This is a genomic window from Amycolatopsis nivea (genome assembly GCF_004522235.1).
Classification (GTDB): domain Bacteria; phylum Actinomycetota; class Actinomycetes; order Mycobacteriales; family Pseudonocardiaceae; genus Amycolatopsis; species Amycolatopsis nivea.
Genome location: NZ_SDLT01000045.1, coordinates 1 through 15,615, shown reverse-complemented (window position 1 = coordinate 15,615; position 15,615 = coordinate 1). Strand labels below are relative to the sequence as shown.

At 69.5% G+C, this 15,615-nt stretch carries 13 protein-coding genes; 9 read left to right on the top strand and 4 right to left on the bottom strand.

Annotated elements, in window-relative coordinates; translation table 11 throughout:
• Positions 1 to 6 precede the first annotated feature (6 nt).
• Both EIZ44_RS37240 and EIZ44_RS37235 read right to left on the bottom strand, forming a co-directional pair.
• Complete coding sequence (locus EIZ44_RS37240; protein WP_134733820.1) at positions 7 to 1,029, bottom strand: alpha/beta fold hydrolase; 1,023 nt, start codon at positions 1,027 to 1,029, stop codon at positions 7 to 9.
• A 92-nt stretch (positions 1,030 to 1,121) separates the two neighbouring features.
• Positions 1,122 to 3,833 (bottom strand): AAA family ATPase, encoded by a 2,712-nt coding sequence (locus EIZ44_RS37235; protein WP_134733819.1) that lies wholly within the window; start codon positions 3,831 to 3,833, stop codon positions 1,122 to 1,124.
• Positions 3,834 to 3,946: 113 nt separating this feature from the next.
• Between EIZ44_RS37235 and EIZ44_RS37230 the strand changes: the two genes are divergently transcribed.
• The 9 genes from EIZ44_RS37230 to EIZ44_RS44975 all read left to right on the top strand — a co-directional run bounded on the left by EIZ44_RS37230 (position 3,947) and on the right by EIZ44_RS44975 (position 11,798).
• Complete coding sequence (locus tag EIZ44_RS37230) at positions 3,947 to 5,467, top strand: tannase/feruloyl esterase family alpha/beta hydrolase (RefSeq protein ID WP_134733818.1); 1,521 nt, start codon at positions 3,947 to 3,949, stop codon at positions 5,465 to 5,467.
• A gap of 114 nt (positions 5,468 to 5,581) precedes the next feature.
• Entirely contained in the window at positions 5,582 to 6,064 is a 483-nt protein-coding gene (locus EIZ44_RS37225) for a DUF6130 family protein (protein WP_240691522.1), read from the top strand.
• Between the two features lie 45 nt (positions 6,065 to 6,109).
• Positions 6,110 to 7,051 carry a LysR substrate-binding domain-containing protein gene (locus EIZ44_RS37220; RefSeq protein WP_134733817.1) on the top strand — a complete coding sequence of 314 codons (942 nt, stop codon included), beginning with the start codon at positions 6,110 to 6,112 and terminating at the stop codon, positions 7,049 to 7,051.
• Between the two features lie 55 nt (positions 7,052 to 7,106).
• Positions 7,107 to 7,673 (top strand): SCO family protein, encoded by a 567-nt coding sequence (locus EIZ44_RS37215; protein ID WP_205673422.1) that lies wholly within the window; start codon positions 7,107 to 7,109, stop codon positions 7,671 to 7,673.
• Entirely contained in the window at positions 7,670 to 9,232 is a 1,563-nt protein-coding gene (locus EIZ44_RS37210) for a linalool dehydratase/isomerase domain-containing protein (RefSeq protein WP_134733816.1), read from the top strand. The genes EIZ44_RS37215 and EIZ44_RS37210 overlap by 4 nt, the downstream gene beginning before the upstream one ends.
• Before the next feature lie 7 nt (positions 9,233 to 9,239).
• Positions 9,240 to 10,091 (top strand): fumarylacetoacetate hydrolase family protein, encoded by an 852-nt coding sequence (locus EIZ44_RS37205; RefSeq protein ID WP_037817979.1) that lies wholly within the window; start codon positions 9,240 to 9,242, stop codon positions 10,089 to 10,091.
• A 1-nt stretch (position 10,092) separates the two neighbouring features.
• The gene (locus EIZ44_RS37200; RefSeq protein ID WP_037817978.1) at positions 10,093 to 11,013 is read left to right on the top strand and encodes a VOC family protein; all 921 of its coding nucleotides are present in this window, start codon (positions 10,093 to 10,095) and stop codon (positions 11,011 to 11,013) included.
• Between the two features lie 20 nt (positions 11,014 to 11,033).
• On the top strand, positions 11,034 to 11,549 hold the full coding sequence (locus EIZ44_RS37195) for an SRPBCC family protein (RefSeq protein WP_134733815.1): 516 nt from the start codon (positions 11,034 to 11,036) through the stop codon (positions 11,547 to 11,549).
• A 96-nt stretch (positions 11,550 to 11,645) separates the two neighbouring features.
• Entirely contained in the window at positions 11,646 to 11,798 is a 153-nt protein-coding gene (locus tag EIZ44_RS44975; protein ID WP_167754394.1) for a hypothetical protein, read from the top strand.
• 842 nt (positions 11,799 to 12,640) lie between these two features.
• Here EIZ44_RS44975 and EIZ44_RS37185 read toward each other — a convergent pair.
• Together EIZ44_RS37185 and EIZ44_RS37180 are read right to left on the bottom strand one after the other, a co-directional pair.
• Positions 12,641 to 14,131 carry a DHA2 family efflux MFS transporter permease subunit gene (locus EIZ44_RS37185; RefSeq protein WP_037817975.1) on the bottom strand — a complete coding sequence of 497 codons (1,491 nt, stop codon included), beginning with the start codon at positions 14,129 to 14,131 and terminating at the stop codon, positions 12,641 to 12,643.
• A gap of 26 nt (positions 14,132 to 14,157) precedes the next feature.
• Positions 14,158 to 15,060, bottom strand: coding sequence for an NADP-dependent oxidoreductase (locus EIZ44_RS37180; RefSeq protein WP_037817974.1), 903 nt, complete (start codon positions 15,058 to 15,060; stop codon positions 14,158 to 14,160).
• Positions 15,061 to 15,615: the final 555 nt, after the last annotated feature.

Sequence of the window (15,615 nt, the reverse complement as noted above, 5' to 3'; positions counted from 1 at the left end):
GAATCCTCAGAGCTTGGCCGCGTCCACGATCGCCTGTGCGAACGGCTTCGGCGCCTCCTGCGGCACGTTGTGCCCGATGCCGTCGAGGATCCGGTGCTCGTATTTTCCGGTGAACTTGGCGCGGTAGCCCTTGCCGTCCTTGGCCGCGCCGTCGAAGTCGCTGGCCAGGGTGATCGCCGGGACGCCGATGGTCGCGCCCGCGGCGAGTTTCTGTTCGTCCGCGTCGTATCGCGGTTCGCCGGGGGCAAGGCTGAGCCGCCAGCGGTAGTTGTGGATGACGATCGCGACGTGGTCCGGGTTGTCGAACGCCGCGGCGCTGCGGTTGTACGTCGCGTCGTCGAAATGCCAGGTCGGCGAGGCCGTCTTCCAGATCAGCTTGTTGAAATCGTGCCGGTTCGCCGCGTAGCCCGCGCGGCCGCGCTCGGTCGCGAAGTAATACTGGTACCACCAGCCCAGTTCGGCGGCCGGGGGCAGCGGCTGCAGGTTCGCCTTGAGGTTGGCGACGATGTACCCGCTGACCGGGACGACGGCCTGGCACCGCTCGGGCCACAGCGCGGCGATCACCGCGGCGGTCCGGGAACCCCAGTCGTATCCGCCGAGGATCGCTTTGTCGATTTTCAACGTGTCCATCAGCGCGACGACGTCGAGCGCGATGGCCGTCTGCTGCCCGTTGCGGACCGTGTCCGCGGACTTGAACACCGTCGGGCCGAACCCGCGCAGGAACGGGACGATCACCCGGAACCCTTGCGCGGCAAGCAACGGCGCGACGTCGGCGTAGCTGTACGGGTCATACGGCCAGCCGTGCAGCAGGATCACCGGTTTGCCGCCTGCCGGGCCGAATTCGGCGTACGCCATGCTCACGACTCCGGCGTCGGCGTGCTTGATCGTGCCCAGCGAGGTGTGCTCGCCCGAACCCGCCCGCAGGTCGGGAGCCACGGGCTGCGAAGCGGCAGGCGACGAGCAGGCGGCGAGCGAGGTCGCTGCCACACCGGCCGCGAACATCTGGGTGAATCGTCTCCTGCTGATCATCTGAACTCCTGTGCGCAAGACCGTGGGACGGTCTCGACGCTAGGGAGCCCGGCCGCGCGCCCGCGCCCGTCGGATGACGCAACCGGCGTAAGTCAGTCGCCGAGCGCCCGCACCGCGTCGGCCAGCTCGGCGCGGGAGCTCACGCCGAGCTTCGGGAAGATCCGGTGCAGGTGGGTCCCGACGGTCCGGTGCGAAAGATAGAGCCGCTGCCCGATCTCCCGGTTCGTCAGCCCCTCGGCGGCCAGCTGCGCGATGCTCAGCTCGTGCGGCGTCAGCTTGTCGCGGGCGTCCGGGCTCCGGTTCGGGCTCGACTCCCCCGCGCTGCGCAACTCGCGCCGCGCCCGCTCGGCCCACGCCGCCAGACCGAGCGCGTCGAAAGTCTCCCGTGCGGTACGCAGGTGCGCCCGCGATTCGACGACCCGGCGCTGCCGCCGCAACCACTCCCCGAACGCCAGGTGGACCCGCCCGCGTTCGGCAGGCCATCCGCTCAAGTCCGCCTGCAAAGCCGCCGTGAACAGGTCTTCGGCGGTTTCCTTCGGAGCGAGCACCGCCCGCGCGTACCGCAGCCCGATGTGCAGCGCCGGGGCCTCGGACGCGGCTCCCAACGGCTCCAGCTCGGCCAGGATTTCCCGCATCGCGTCGGTTTGCCCGGCCCGGACGGCGGCTTCGGTCAGCTCCGCGACGCAGTACGCGCGCAGGGCCAGCTGGTACGCCGGATCCGCAGGGTCGAGCAACCGGCGCAGATCGGCGAACGCGTCCTCGTACCGGCCTTCGCTCAACGCCACGAGCCCGCGCGCGAGCTGGACCGTGGCCAGCACGGGACGCGCGCCAGCGGCGAGCCCGGCGCGTTCGGCCTCGTCGGCGAGGGCGTTGGCCTGCTTGTGGTCCCCGCGAAGCGCGGCGATCTCGGCCTGGACCGCCAACGCCAGCCCGCCCATGAACGGCTGCCCGGTCTCCTGCGCGAGCCGGACCGCCTCGGCGGCAGACGGTGCCGCGCCAGCCAGGTCGCCGAGCCGAACCCGGCTCCACGCCTGGACGGCCAACGCGCGCGGCAACAACCCGAGCCTGCCTTGCGCGCGCAGGCCCGGCACCGCGGCCGTCGAGAAGCGGGCGGCCAGGTCGAAGGCGCCTACCTGCAAGGACGCGCTGCCCAGGTACCGGTCGGTTTCCGGATCGGCCCCGGTCGCGCCCACGAGCACCCGAAGCTGCTCCAGGACCGCGGTGCCACGCTCGAACGGCGCGACGTACGCAGCGACCGCGATCAGGCGCGGGTCGTCGTACGGGAGCGGCAGCTCGGCAGCGACGTCCAGTAGCGTCTGACGGGCTGTCGCGCCGGGTTCAGCCCAGAAACACCGCATCGCCGCGCCCCACAGGATCCGCATCGCGGCGTCGTCCTGTCCGTCGGCGGCGACGGATTCGGCGAGCGCCGCCAACTCCCCGATCCGGGCGGGATCCTCGCGGACGCCGTCCTCGAAACCGCTGAGCAACTGGCTCGCGGTGGCCTTCCGGCGCGCGGAGAGCGATCCGTTCCGGGCCTCGCGCACCAGCCGTTCAGCGGTCTCGCGGCGACCGGATTCGACGGCCAGCTCGGCGGCCCGCAGCAACCGATCCGCCCGGGCGTCCGGGTTTTCGCTGAGCTGCGCCGCCTGCTCGAGTGCCGCGATCGCCGCCGCGGCCCCGCCTCGCCGCCGCGCTCGGTCGGCTGCCGATTCCAAGGCCGCGGCCACGGTTTCGTCCGGACCGGCGGCAGACCGGGCTTGGTGCCAGGCCCGCCGATCCGGCTGTTCGCGCACCGTCTCGGCCAGCGCGAGCTGCGCCCGCCGACGCTCGCTGAGCGTCGCCGCCGCGGGAATGGCCGACCGCATCAGCGGATGCCGGAAGGTCAGGCACCCGACCGCGAACTCGACCAGCCGGGCGTCGACAGCGGGGCTCAGCACCTCGGGTTCCACCGGCGCGCCGAGCAGAACTCCCGTCGCGGCAAGGGTTTCCGCGATCGAACCGGTCTCGTTGAGCGCCGCGACCAGCAGGGCGGCGCGGGTGGCTTCCGGCAGCGTCGCGACCCGGGAGGCGAACGTCCGCTCGAGCCGTTCGGTCAGCGGCAGGACCGGATCGAGCACGTCGAGGTCGGCGACCGCGGCCGGAAGCTCGGTGAGCGCGAGCGGATGACCCGCGGATTCGGCGAGCAGCCGGGTACGGACCATCGGGTCGAGCCTCGGCGCGACCGAGTCCAGCAGCTCCGCGGCGGCGTCGTCGGAAAGCCGGTCGAGCGGCATCAGGCAGAGCCCGGCGTCCACCAGCGGACCGGATCCGTCGCGGAGCGTCGCGAGCAGGGCGACCGGTTCGGTCTCGATCCGCCGGGCGACGAACGCCAGGACGTCCGCGCTGGCGCGATCGAGCCAATGGACGTCCTCGGCGACGACCAGCACCGGCTTCGCGGCGGCGGTGTCGGCCAGCAGCGTCAGCGCGGCGAGCCCGACCAGATACGCGCTGGGTTCCGGTCCGTCCGCGAGCCCGAGCGCGGTCTCCAGCGCCGTCCGCTGCGGCGCGGGCAGCCCGGCCACACCTGCGCGAATGGGGTGCAGGAGCTGGTGCAGCCCGGCGTACGCGAGGTCCTGTTCGGCCTCGGCGCCGGTCGTCCGCAGCACCCGCATGCCCGCGACCGACGCGGCCGCGGCCGCCGCGCCGACGAGCGCGGACTTCCCGATGCCGGCCTCGCCCCGGACGAGGACGCCGACGCGCCCTTCCGGGCCGTCCACCAGCTCGGTCAGCTCCTTGAGCTCGGCGTCCCGTCCGCGCAGCGTCATGATCCCTGACGATACCGGGCGACGACGTACGTCAACGGCGTCGTCCGACGGGCGCGAAGGGTACGGCGGCCGCCTTAGTTTCAGGCGAAAGCGACCCTCCACAAAGGAAAGCGATGAGACGCACCCGAACACTTCTCTCGGCGTTGCCGCTCGCGGCGCTGCTGGTGACCACCGTCACCCAGCTCGCGCCCAGCGCCGCGGCGGCCGAACCCACCGCCTGCGCCACCGTCCCGGTCACCGCGCCCAGCGGCGCGAAGATCGAATCCGTGCAGGCCGAAGCCAAGCCCGGCTACTGCGAAATCACCGTCACGCTCACCCATCCCGGGGCCAATGACCACGTCAAGGTCGGGGTGGCCCTGCCGCAAACCGGCTGGACCGGACGGCTCCAGGCAGTCGGCGGAAGCGCGTACGCCGCCGGGGACTTCGGCGCACCGCTGGCCCAGGCCGCCAAGGACGGCTACGCGGGCGTGACCACCGACGCCGGCGTCCTGTCCGGGCTCGACACCTCGTGGGCGCTGACCGCGCCCGGCAAGGTCGACCAGCCGCTGCTGACGAACTTCGCCACCCGCTCGGTGCACGAGGCCGCGCTGATCGGCAAGGACGTCACGCAGCGGTTCTACCACCGGCCGGTGACCTACTCGTACTGGAACGGCTGCTCGACCGGCGGCCGCCAGGGCTACTCCGAGGCACAGAACTACCCCGGCGACTTCGACGGCATCCTGGCGAACGCGCCCGCGGTCCACTGGACTCAGTTCGCGGTCGCGACGCTCTGGCCGCAGATCGTGATGAACCAGGAGCACGACTTCCCGAGCGCGTGCGTCTTCACCGCGTTCCGGCAGGCCGCGGTCCAGGCGTGCGACGCGAACGACGGCGTCAAGAACGGCATCGTCGACCGGCCGGACGAGTGCAGCTACGACCCGCGCTCCCTGATCGGCACGAAGGTCCTCTGCGACGGCAAGGAAATCACCGTCACGGCCAAGGACGCCGACGTCATGCGGAAGATCTGGGCCGGGCCGACCGACGAACGCGGCCGGAAGCTGTGGGACGGCCTCCCGAAGGGCGCCGATTTCACCTGGCTGGCCGGAACCGGCGACAGCCCGTACGCCACCGGGTTCCCGGTCGCGGTCAAGTGGGTGCAGTCGTTCGTGGAGAAGCAGGCCGACTTCGACGTCTCGAAGCTCAGCTACGCCCAGTTCGCGCAGGTGTTCCGCCAGTCGGTGCGGGAGTACGACGACGTCATCGGCACCGCCGACCCGGACCTGTCGGCCTTCCGCCGGACCGGCGGCAAGCTGCTGACCTTCGTCGGCACGGACGACCAGCTCATCCCGCCCGGCGGCACCCTGCGCTACCGCGCCGAGGTCGAACGGGCGATGGGCGGCTCCCACCGGGTGAACGACTTCTACCGGCTGTTCCTGGCCCCCGGCGTCGAACACTGCGGCGGCGGTACGGGCGCGACGCCCACCAATCCGCTCGGCGCGCTGGTCGACTGGGTCGAACACGGCAAGGCCCCGGCCACCCTCGCGGCCGCGACCGCGGACGGGAAGCAGACCCGCAACCTGTGCGCGTACCCGCGGGTCTCGCGGTACAAGGGCTACGGCGACCCCGCCGTCGCGTCCAGCTACCGCTGCCGCTGACCTGTGCCGTGCGTGCCGACCCCAGCGGCACGCACGGCACTTCCCTCATGGCGTACAGCGATCCGGTCGTCCGACCGACGCGAAGATGATCAACGGCTGCCTAGTTTTCGTGCCATGGCTCATTTTCTTCGCACCGCGATCCTCGGTTCAGCCGCTTTGCTGGCGACCGCCTGCTCCGCTTCCGCCGTTCCCGCGCCTCCGGTGGCCTCCGCCCCTCCGCCCGCCGCGGCGTCGGGGTGGCCGCCCGCCCCCGTCGTGCCGCTGCCGTCCCAGCCGCCGCCCGCGCTCACCGTCGACGCGCCGCTGCCGGAACAGCTCGCGAAAGGCCTGGTCGTCCTGCGCTACCGGGCGGACAACCTGCGCATCGTCCCGGTCTACGGCCCGGCCGCGCTCGACGTCTCGCCGCGCATCGGCCACATCCACGTGACGGTCGACGACGCGCCGTGGCACTGGGCCGACGGCAGCGGCGAACCGCTGATCATCCAGGCGCTGCCGCCCGGCCCGCACAAGGTGTGGATCGGGCTGGCCGACCCGACGCACCACGTCCTGGACAGCAAAACCGTCAGTTTCGTCGTGCCGGTGGGCGGCCACCACTGAGCGGACCGGCAGAATCGGGCGCATGCGACCAGCCGAGCGTTCCCGATGACCGATCTCGCCGACGGCAGGCTCAAGCTGCGCCATCTGCGCTACGTCGTGGCGATCGCCGAACAGGGCTCGCTGGTCGCCGCGGGCGAACGGCTGCACATCACGCAGCCGGTGCTGACCCGCGGGCTGCGCGAACTCGAGTCGATCCTCAAGGTCGAACTGTTCGAGCGCAGCCCGCGCGGGATGACGGCGACGCTGTTCGGCGAGGTCTTCGTCGACCACGCCCGGGCAGTGCTCGCCGAACTCCGCCAAGCCGGGCGGCATCTCGAAGAGCTCGTCGACGGCCACGCCGGCACCGTCACGATCGGCACCTTCCTCGCCGGGGCGAGCGTGCTGCTGCCCCGCGCGGTCGCGCGAGTGAAAGCCGTCGCGCCCGACCTGACCGTCATCATCCGGCACGGCGGCCCGGAGGCGCTGTACGAGGCGCTGCTCGCGGGCGACGTCGACCTGGTCGTCGGCACGCTCGAACCGGCGAACAACGACCGGCTGCGCCAGCATCACCTCTACTACGAGCCCGCTCGCGTAGTGGCGCGCCGCCAGCATCCCGCGCACCGGCGGCCGGGACTCACGCTCGCCGATCTGGTCGGCGAACTCTGGTCGATGCCGCCCGCCGACAACCCGCAGCGACGGCAATTCGAGGAACATCTCCTGAGCCGCGGCCTCTCCACCCCGGCCAACCGCATCGAATGCGGTTCGTTCCTCGCCGTGCGCGCCATCGCGCTGGAGACCGACACCCTCGTCGTGATGCCGCAGCTGGTCGCCGACACCGAACCGGAGCTGTCCGCGCTGCCGATCGACCTCGGCATCGTGGAATCGGTCGGCGTCACGCTGCCCGCGGGCAGGCAGCTCACCCCGACGATGCTGCTCATGATGCGAAAACTGGACGAGGTCGCGGCCGAGATCCGGGCGACCATCAGCGGCTATACCCAACCGACATAGCCGAGCGCCAACGCGGCATTGGACGGGCATGACCACGGCTCCTAGCGTGTGAGTCATGGAAATGAATTCCTCCTGCTGCACTCCTCCCGGATCCGGATCCGGGTCCGGTTCCGCTTCCGCGACGATTTCGCGCCCGGTTCCGACAGTCGGCGGAAGTTTCCGGCTGATCGACGATTCCGGCACCGCGGTCACCGAACGTTCCTATTTCGGAAAATACCTCCTCGTCTTTTTCGGCTTCACGCATTGCCAGACCGTGTGCCCGCCCGCGCTGGCCCGGATCGACCAGGCGCTCGACCGCCTCGGCGATCACGCGGATCGAGTGCGAGCCCTTTATGTCACGGTCGATCCGGAACGCGACACCCCGGAGGTCATGCGCGCTTTCCTGGCGGCCAATCATCCGCGGATCACCGGGCTGACCGGGCCCGCCGCGGAAATCGAGGCGGCGAAGAAGGCCTACCACGTGCACTCCCGGCGCGTCGACGAGCCCGACGGCTACCGGATGCCGCACAGCGCGTTCACCTACCTCATGGGCCCCGAGGGCGAATACCTCGCCCACTTCGTGGATCCGGTAGACAGCAACGACATCGCCGCCGCACTTAAGTCCTGTTTGGCGGATCGGTGACGCCGGCCGCCCCGGACATCTCGGGGTATCCGGCACTCGACGACAAGCAAGCGGGCCACGTCCAGCACGTGCGCAATCTGATCGCCCAGCAGGACAACGAATGGGCGAACATGGGCAGCATGCGGTGGGGCCAGGAATGGACCGACGCCTACCGCTACCAGCTGACCCAGATGGCTTACACGCTGGGTTTCGCGCATTTCCACCATCTTCCCGCCGCCCCCGGAGCGTTCCGGCCGGTGTTCGAGGAGATCATCCGGAAAATGCAGCTTCCGGAAGTGTGGGCGTACTGGCGCGAGACCAGCCGGGGAAGCATCCGCAACAACCCTGACCTGACCGAATTGCGTGAAGGCTGGCGCGATCCGGTGGTCAAGGAAAACATCATGTACAGCGGCCGGTTCTTCGCGATTCTCGGCATGCACAGCATGTTGTTCGACAGCGACCAGTACGACCGCGCAGGCGCGCTTTCCTTCCGCTGGGACCCGCTCTTCCAAGGACTCGGCACCGAGATCTACGAGTACTCGCTCAGCTCGCTCGCCGACAACCTGTACTGGCAGATGGCCGAACAGGGCTGGTACGGCATCGTCTGCGAACCCAACTGCCTTTTCCTCGTCTGCAACCAGTTCCCGATCCTCGGCTTCCGGTTCCTCGACCTGCGCAAAGGCACGTCGGTCGCCGAGGAGGTCACCCGGAACTATCAGGCGGCGTGGGACGAACGGGGCATCCTCAACGAGTACGGCGAGTACTGGCGGCTCTGGTTGGTCGAGCAGAACCGGCCGGAGATGCCCCTGGAAGGCGGCGGCAACGCCTGGACGGCGCTGAACCTGAACGCCTGGAGCCGCGACCTGGTGCACCGGCTCTATCCCGACCAGATCCGCGACGAGATCCGGCGCACCCCGGACGGCCTGGTCACCCTCGCCGAACCGACCGCGGCACTGGAAGCTCGCAAGGCGCGCCTCGCCGGCCGGGAACCGGAGTTCACCCGCGACCTGGATTTCGCCTGGCGCGCCCCGGCTTTCGGCTACGTCGCGGCCTGCATGGCCGAGGTCGGCGATCACGAGAACCTGCGCGGCCTCCTCGGCTACGCCGACGCTTACCTGAACCCGACCTGGGAGAACGGAGGACTGTTCTACCCGCGCGAGGACCGGTCGTTCGACGAGAACGGCAACATGATCTTCATGGACCGGCTGACCGGCAACGCGATGCTCGGCTACGCCCGGCTGAACGTCGCCGACGGGCTGTGGAAGATGTATCACCATCCGTGGACCGCGGAACATTTCCGGGAGCCCGCGGTGACGGCGATCGAAGGCCCCGCCGAGTTCGTTCGCGCCTGGTACGACCGGGAAAAGTCGTTGCTGGCACTGACTTTGCGGCCAGTGGCCGGGAAACCGGCCGACGTGACGCTGCGGATCGGCAACGTCGACCGGCCCTGGAAATTGTTCCGCGACGACGTGCTCGCCGCCGACTCGCCCGGCCTGCGCACCCGGTTTGAGGGGACCGACCTCGTCGTCAGTCTCCCGCTCGCCGTTCGAACCAATCTGACACTCTGTTTCCAGAAATGAGAAATCCGTGAAACTGGCCAATGTGGACGGCCGGGCCGTCCTGCTGACCGCCGAGGACAAGGGAATCGACGTCGCCAAGGCGTCGGGCGGCCTCTTCGGCCTCGGCTCGCTGTACCGCAACTGGACCGAATTCCAGGCTTGGGCGGAAAAGCTCACCGCCGAACCCGACGTCGTCTTCGCCCGGACCCAGCTGGGTCCGCCCTCCCCCGAGCCGCGGCAGATCGTCGCGATCGGACTCAACTACGACGCACACGCCGCGGAATCCGGTTTCGCCTCGCCCGACGGCCTTCCTCCGGTCTTCACCAAATTCGTTTCCGCGCTGACCGGTCCCGACGCCGAGGTCGTGCTGCCGCCGGGCGGCAACGTCGACTGGGAGGTGGAACTCGTCGCGGTCGTCGGACAAACCGCGCACCGCGTCGCGGAATCCGAAGCGTGGGAGCACATCGCCGGGGTGACGATCGGACAGGACCTCTCCGAACGGGTCTCGCAACTGGCCGGCCCGGCCCCGCAATTCAGCCTCGGCAAGTCTTTCCCGGACTTCGCCCCGGTCGGGCCGTGGCTGGTCACGCCGGACGAACTGGCGGACCGCGACGACCTGGCGCTCGGCTGCGCGGTCGACGGCGAGACCGTGCAGGACGGCCGGACCCGCGAGCTGATCTTCCCGGTCGCCCGGCTGATTTCCGCGCTGTCGCAGACGATCACCCTGTACCCGGGCGATCTCGTCTTCACCGGAACCCCGTCCGGGGTCGGTGTCGGCCGTACGCCGCAACGGTTCCTGCGGGCCGGGGAGGAACTGGTCAGCTGGATCGAAGGTCTCGGCGAAATGCGGCAGACCTTCGTCGCCACGCTGGAGGACTGACATGGGGATGCACCGGCTGACCCGCGTCACGATGGGCGTGCCGAACGTCGCGGAAACCATTGCCTACTACGCCGATTTCGGACTCACCCATATCGGCGACGGATCGTTCACCACCCTCGAAGGCGGCGAGCAGCTGCGCGTCCGGCACGCGCCCTACCGGCAACTGCTCGAACTCGGCGTGGGAGTCGACGACGCCGACGACCTCGCCCGAACCGCGGCGCGCCTGAACCGGCTCGGCGTAGTCAGCACCGAGAGCTGCACCGCCGTCTGCGCGATCGAGCCAGTCTCCGGATTCACGGTCCGGGTCGAGATTTCGCCGCGGATCACGCAAAACCCCGTCCTGGCCACGCCGTACAACGGCCCCGGCCGCATCGAACGGTCAGGCCGCGCGCCCGGTGTCGTGCGCGAGTACCCGATCCGCCCGAAGAAACTCGGCCACTGCGTCGTGGGCACCACCGATCTCGATGCCACCATGCGCTTTTTCACCGAGGCACTCGGTTTCAAGGTCAGCGATTACATCGGGCACAAAGGCGCCTTCATGCGCTGCTCGGTGGATCACCACAACGTGCTGGCGCTCGCGGCCCCGGTGAACTTCCTGCACCACACGTCGTGGCAGGTCGACGACATCGACGACGTCGGCCGCGGCGCAGCAGCGATGCTGAACGGCCACCCCGACCGGCACGTGTGGGGCCTCGGCCGCCATCACGCGGGGTCCAATTTCTTCTGGTATCTCAAAGACCCGGCGGGGAACTTCAGCGAGTACTACGCCGACATGGACTGCATCCCCAAGGACGAGATCTGGACGCCGGAGGTTTTCGAAGGCGCACAGGGCTTGTTCAGCTGGGGCCCGCCCCCGCCGCCGTCGTTCCTCGAACCGGACGACCTCGGCGCGCTCATGACCGGTCAGCATTCCACCAAATAACCCCGAAAAGGAGAACAATCATGTCCACCGCACTGTACGTCCCGCAGATCCCGGACAACCTGAACATCCGCTTCGTCGAAAACCGCATCGTGGTCAACCGCCCGGCACAGGAGGTCTACGACTGGGTGACCACCTGGTCGAACCTGCCGAAGTGGCTGCCGATGACCACCGGAACCGAAGTACGCCGCGGCACCGCGGACGTCCCCGCGGAACTCGGCGACGTGCTGCTCGAAACCATCGTCCCGGACCTGAACGAAAAGCCGAAGCTGTACACCGTCGTCGCGCGAGTGCCGGGCAAACTGTGGACGGTGGTCGGCCGCGACGTGCTCGACGACGGAACCCTGGCGCCGGCGATGCACGCGATCGCCACCTTCACCACCTTCGACCTCGGCGACGGCACGACGCTGTTCTGCCGCCTGTTCGAGCGCCTGGTCCCGCCCACCGAACCGGCGGGCCCGCACCCGGTCGAGGACTCGGCCCGCATCCAGCCCGGGCTGGAACTGCTGAAGGCGCACATCGAGGGCACTGCCGCGTAAGCGCTGCCGAGGTACGTGAGGGGAACCCTGGGGGAATCTGATTCCGTCAGGGTTCCCTTCACCTACACCGCATTCGATTCCTCGGGTGCGGTCCTCTTGCAGCCCCGTGCCGACGGCCACCCGTACCCGCCGGTAGTCAGCCTCGACGGGACGGTGTGGATCGCCCACCGAGACGCGGGCGGCTACGTCCTGGCCGAACTCGACTTCGTCGGCGCGGTCCTCCGTTCGGTCGCGCTCGAGCACGAATAGCTCGGCGCGTTCGTCCTGCTGGCGGACGGCGTCTGCGTGTCTTGGCTTCCGATGGCCGGTCAGTCTGGCCGACCGCCATCCCGCTCGGTTCTCTGACACCAGAGGACACCGACCTCGCCGCGGCACGCTGGCAGCCACTGTTGATCGCTGCCGACCGCATCGCGGCCGGTTTCTCGGACGACGGCAGCGGGCTCGGCCCCTAGGACGACGGACCCTGGCCGTGCGACGGCGGCGATCTGAACGGCAACCCGGTGAAGTATCAGCAGCCCTTACCGCACCACGGCATAGTCACCACCGGCCCGGGCTGCCGCAGCATCAGTGTGCGTCGACGCGCTGGTCAGGAACCGCCCTCGGACGACGCGGATCCATGAGCCGTCGAGCGGGAAGACGAGCGCGCCGTCGGCTCCGCGCAGCATCGAGCCCTTCCGCAGGTTGTCGAGAAACTCGATGATGTCGCGTTCGATCTCCTCGGCGAACTCGCGCTGACGCTCCTGCGTGATGTCGTACAGATCGGTGTCGATGTCGTACGTGACAAGCTTTGCCGGTCGCCGAGTCCCGTGCCTCGAACTCCAGCCCGAGCCAGCGCCGAGGGTCGACGATCACCGTGGTCTGCCACGTTAACCCGATGAGTTGCCATCTCACCGAGGTGTCGTCGGCGGTCACCTTCCAGGTGGTGGTCGCCCACAGTTCGCGGAGGAAAGCTAGAAGTTTCTGGCCGGCCACGCAGGCCAGTCTATGCCGCGGGCGACCCAGAACTCCGGACGGCGACTCGCGCACGGCATTGTGCGCCGCCCGGCCTCCAGGACGGGTGTCTGCCATACCACCAGGCTAGCGTTCGCGTCTCAGACCGCCGGGTCTGCGGGCAGCGGCAACGGACCACTGCGGAACAGCGCCGCAGCCAGCAGCGCGCTGCACAGGAAAACCGCCGCCGCGGTCCAGAACACCAGGTGGTATCCGGCGAAGGTCGCCGCGGCGAGGGTTCCTGGATGTGCGGCCAGGTAGCCTGCGATCGCGGACGTCGTGAGCGAGCTGAACACCGCGGTTCCGATAGAGCCGCCGATCTGCTGGGCCGTCGTCACCAGCGCGGAGGCCACCCCGGCGTCGTGCGGCCGGACTCCGCTGGTCGCGGCGTTCTGCACCGGGCCGAAGATGAATCCGAAGCCGATCCCGGTGACGAGCAGGGCGGGCAGGATGTTCCCGGAGTAGCTCGAGTCCGCGCCGATTCCGGTGAGGATGACCATGCCGACTGCGGCGAGGAGACAGCCCAGCGGCACGATCGGCCGAGGCCCCCAGCGCGGCAGGAGCACGGCACCGGAGAACACCGCTCCCGCCATGACCAGGCCGATCATCGGAAGGAACGCGACGCCGGTCTGCAGCGGACTGAACCCCAGCGTGTTCGCGAGATAGAAGGTAAGGAACAGGAAGATCGCGAACATCCCGGTCCCGGTGATGCCCAAGGTCAGGTACGCGGCGCCGCGGACCCGGTCGAGGATCACCCGCAGCGGCAGCAGCGGGTGGGCGGTGCGGCGTTCGACGACGACGAACGCGGCGATGAGCGCGACACCCGCGAGCACCGGTCCGAGCGTCCGGATGTCGTACCAGCCGTTGCGTTCCGCGGTGCCGAGACCGAAGACGATCCCGATCAGGCCGAGCACCACCGCGGCCGTGCCCGCGACGTCGAGCCGGACCCGCTGCGGCCGGTCGCCGTCGCGGAGGAGAACCAGTCCGCCGGCGAACGCGAGCGCCGCGATGATCAGGTTGACGTAGAGGCACCATCGCCACGACAGGCCCTGCGTGAGGACGCCGCCGAGCAGCAATCCCACTGCGCCGCCCGCACCGGAGATTGCGCCGAAGATGCCGAACGCGCTGCCGCGTTCCTTGGCGTCGTCGGCGAAAGTGATGGACAGCAAGGACAATGCGGCCGGGGCGAGCATCGCGGCGAACGCGCCTTGGCCGATTCGCGCGGCCAGCAGGGCCGTGAAATTCCCGGCGGCGCCACCGACCGCGGAAGCGACGGCGAACCCGCCGACGCCGACGAGGAACAGCCGCTTCCGGCCGAAGTAGTCGGAGAGCCGGCCGCCGAGGAGCAGGAGGCTGCCGAACGCGAGCGCGTAGCCGGTGAGCACCCATTGCCGGTAATCGGCGGGGAATCCGAGGTCGTGCTGTGCGCTCGGCAGGGCGATGTTGACGATCGTGGAGTCGAGGATGTCCATCAGCTGGGCGAGGCTCAGCACGACGAGCGTCAGCCAGCGGTACTGGTGGCGCGCGGCGTTTCCGGGCGCGCTTCGGGGAGCCGACTGGGCGATCCCGGTCGGCGAGAGGTCAGAGTTCATGAAGTTCTCTCGATTGAGTTGGCCCGTCAGCCGGGCAGGAGTACGAGTTTTCCGCGTACCCGGCCCGATTCGCCGACGCGGTGCGCTTCCGCGACGTCGGCCATCGGGAAGGTCTGCCCGACGGGCAGGGTGAATTTTCCGGCTTCCACCAGCTCGCCGAGTTGAGATAGCACGTACAGCGCGTGCCCGCCGTCGCCGCGACTGAAGCGGACGCCGTGCTGCTGGGCACCGGCGAAGTCGGCGACCGTGATGACGTGCTCCGGACCGCCTGCGAGCTGGATCAGTTCCGGCAGGACACCGCTTCCGGCGACGTCCAGCGCCAGGTCGACGCCATCGGGTGCGAGCGCACGGACCCGGTCTGACATACCAGGTCCGTAGGCGATGGGTTCGGCACCGAGCGAGCGCAGAAAGTCATGCGTAGCATGGCTTCCTGTGCCAATCACCCGCGCGCCCCGCGCCACGGCGAGCTGGACCGCGGCAGCACCGACGCTGCCGGAAGCACCGTTGACGAGCACCGTGGCCCCGCTCTCGACGCCGAGTTGGTCGAGCGCACGCGCGGCCGTCTCGGCTGCGGCGGGCAAGGCAGCCGCCTCGGCGAAACTGAGCGACGGCGGGATGGGCGCGTAGCAGGACAGCACGGTCAATTCCGCTTGTGCGCCACCAGAAGCGGAGAATCCGAACACGCGGTCGCCGAGCGCGACATCCGTGACGCCCTCGCCGAGTTCGTCCACGACGCCCGCCGCCTCGTGTCCCATCGTCTGCGGGAGTTCCTGGTCCATCAGGCCCTGACGTTTCTTCCAGTCGCTCGCGTTGATCCCCGCGGCACGCACCGAGATCCGGACTTCGCCGGGGCCCGGATGCGGATCCGGGACGTCGACGAGTTCGAGGACTTCCGGGCCGCCGAAGGTGCTGAACCGGACCGTTTTCATGAGGCAATCCCTTCCCGGCGCGAGGCCGAGGATCGAAGAGGCAGGCACGGGAAGTCGTGGCTAGCCCGCAGGTGCGCGGACAGCTGCTCCGGACAAGGCCGCACGATCGGGTCCGCGCCGTTCTCATCGCCGCCCAGAGCGCGGCGAGTTCGGCATTCGGTTGCGGCCCCAGCAATTTCCCGACCTGCGGACCGGTCAGGTTGCCGAGGCCCGATCGCGGACGAGGACGCCTGGGCCGGAATCCGTCCGAAGTTCCCCGGCGTCAAGTACGTACTCCCAGGTACGAGGCGGCTGGGGTGCCAGGTCGCCCACGGGCACCGCAGCGAAGGGAATGCCGCGGAAGCCCGAGGGGGTCCCGCGCACCTGGCCGTGCGAGGTCTTCGCCACCGGCCGCTCTGTCCATACTTCCACGAACACCGTTCTACCAACGAACAGTGTTCTTGTCAACGCGCAGAGAACCCCACCAGGACGGTTCCCCGGCCCGATCAGCTCCCGTTGGACCATGCAGACAGGTCCGTGAAGGACTCCTTGAGGGAATCTGACCTGGATCCACCG

Excerpts from the sequence above, each read along its gene's own strand:
- EIZ44_RS37240 (WP_134733820.1), bottom strand. The coding sequence starts at position 1,029 with ATGATCAGCAGGAGACGATTCACCCAGATGTTCGCGGCCGGTGTGGCA.
- EIZ44_RS37235 (WP_134733819.1), bottom strand. The coding sequence starts at position 3,833 with ATGACGCTGCGCGGACGGGACGCCGAGCTCAAGGAGCTGACCGAGCTG.
- EIZ44_RS37230 (WP_134733818.1), top strand. The coding sequence starts at position 3,947 with ATGAGACGCACCCGAACACTTCTCTCGGCGTTGCCGCTCGCGGCGCTG.
- EIZ44_RS37225 (WP_240691522.1), top strand. The coding sequence starts at position 5,582 with ATGGCTCATTTTCTTCGCACCGCGATCCTCGGTTCAGCCGCTTTGCTG.
- EIZ44_RS37220 (WP_134733817.1), top strand. The coding sequence starts at position 6,110 with ATGACCGATCTCGCCGACGGCAGGCTCAAGCTGCGCCATCTGCGCTAC.
- EIZ44_RS37215 (WP_205673422.1), top strand. The coding sequence starts at position 7,107 with ATGGAAATGAATTCCTCCTGCTGCACTCCTCCCGGATCCGGATCCGGG.
- EIZ44_RS37200 (WP_037817978.1), top strand. The coding sequence starts at position 10,093 with ATGGGGATGCACCGGCTGACCCGCGTCACGATGGGCGTGCCGAACGTC.
- EIZ44_RS37195 (WP_134733815.1), top strand. The coding sequence starts at position 11,034 with ATGTCCACCGCACTGTACGTCCCGCAGATCCCGGACAACCTGAACATC.
- EIZ44_RS37185 (WP_037817975.1), bottom strand. The coding sequence starts at position 14,131 with ATGAACTCTGACCTCTCGCCGACCGGGATCGCCCAGTCGGCTCCCCGA.
- EIZ44_RS37180 (WP_037817974.1), bottom strand. The coding sequence starts at position 15,060 with ATGAAAACGGTCCGGTTCAGCACCTTCGGCGGCCCGGAAGTCCTCGAA.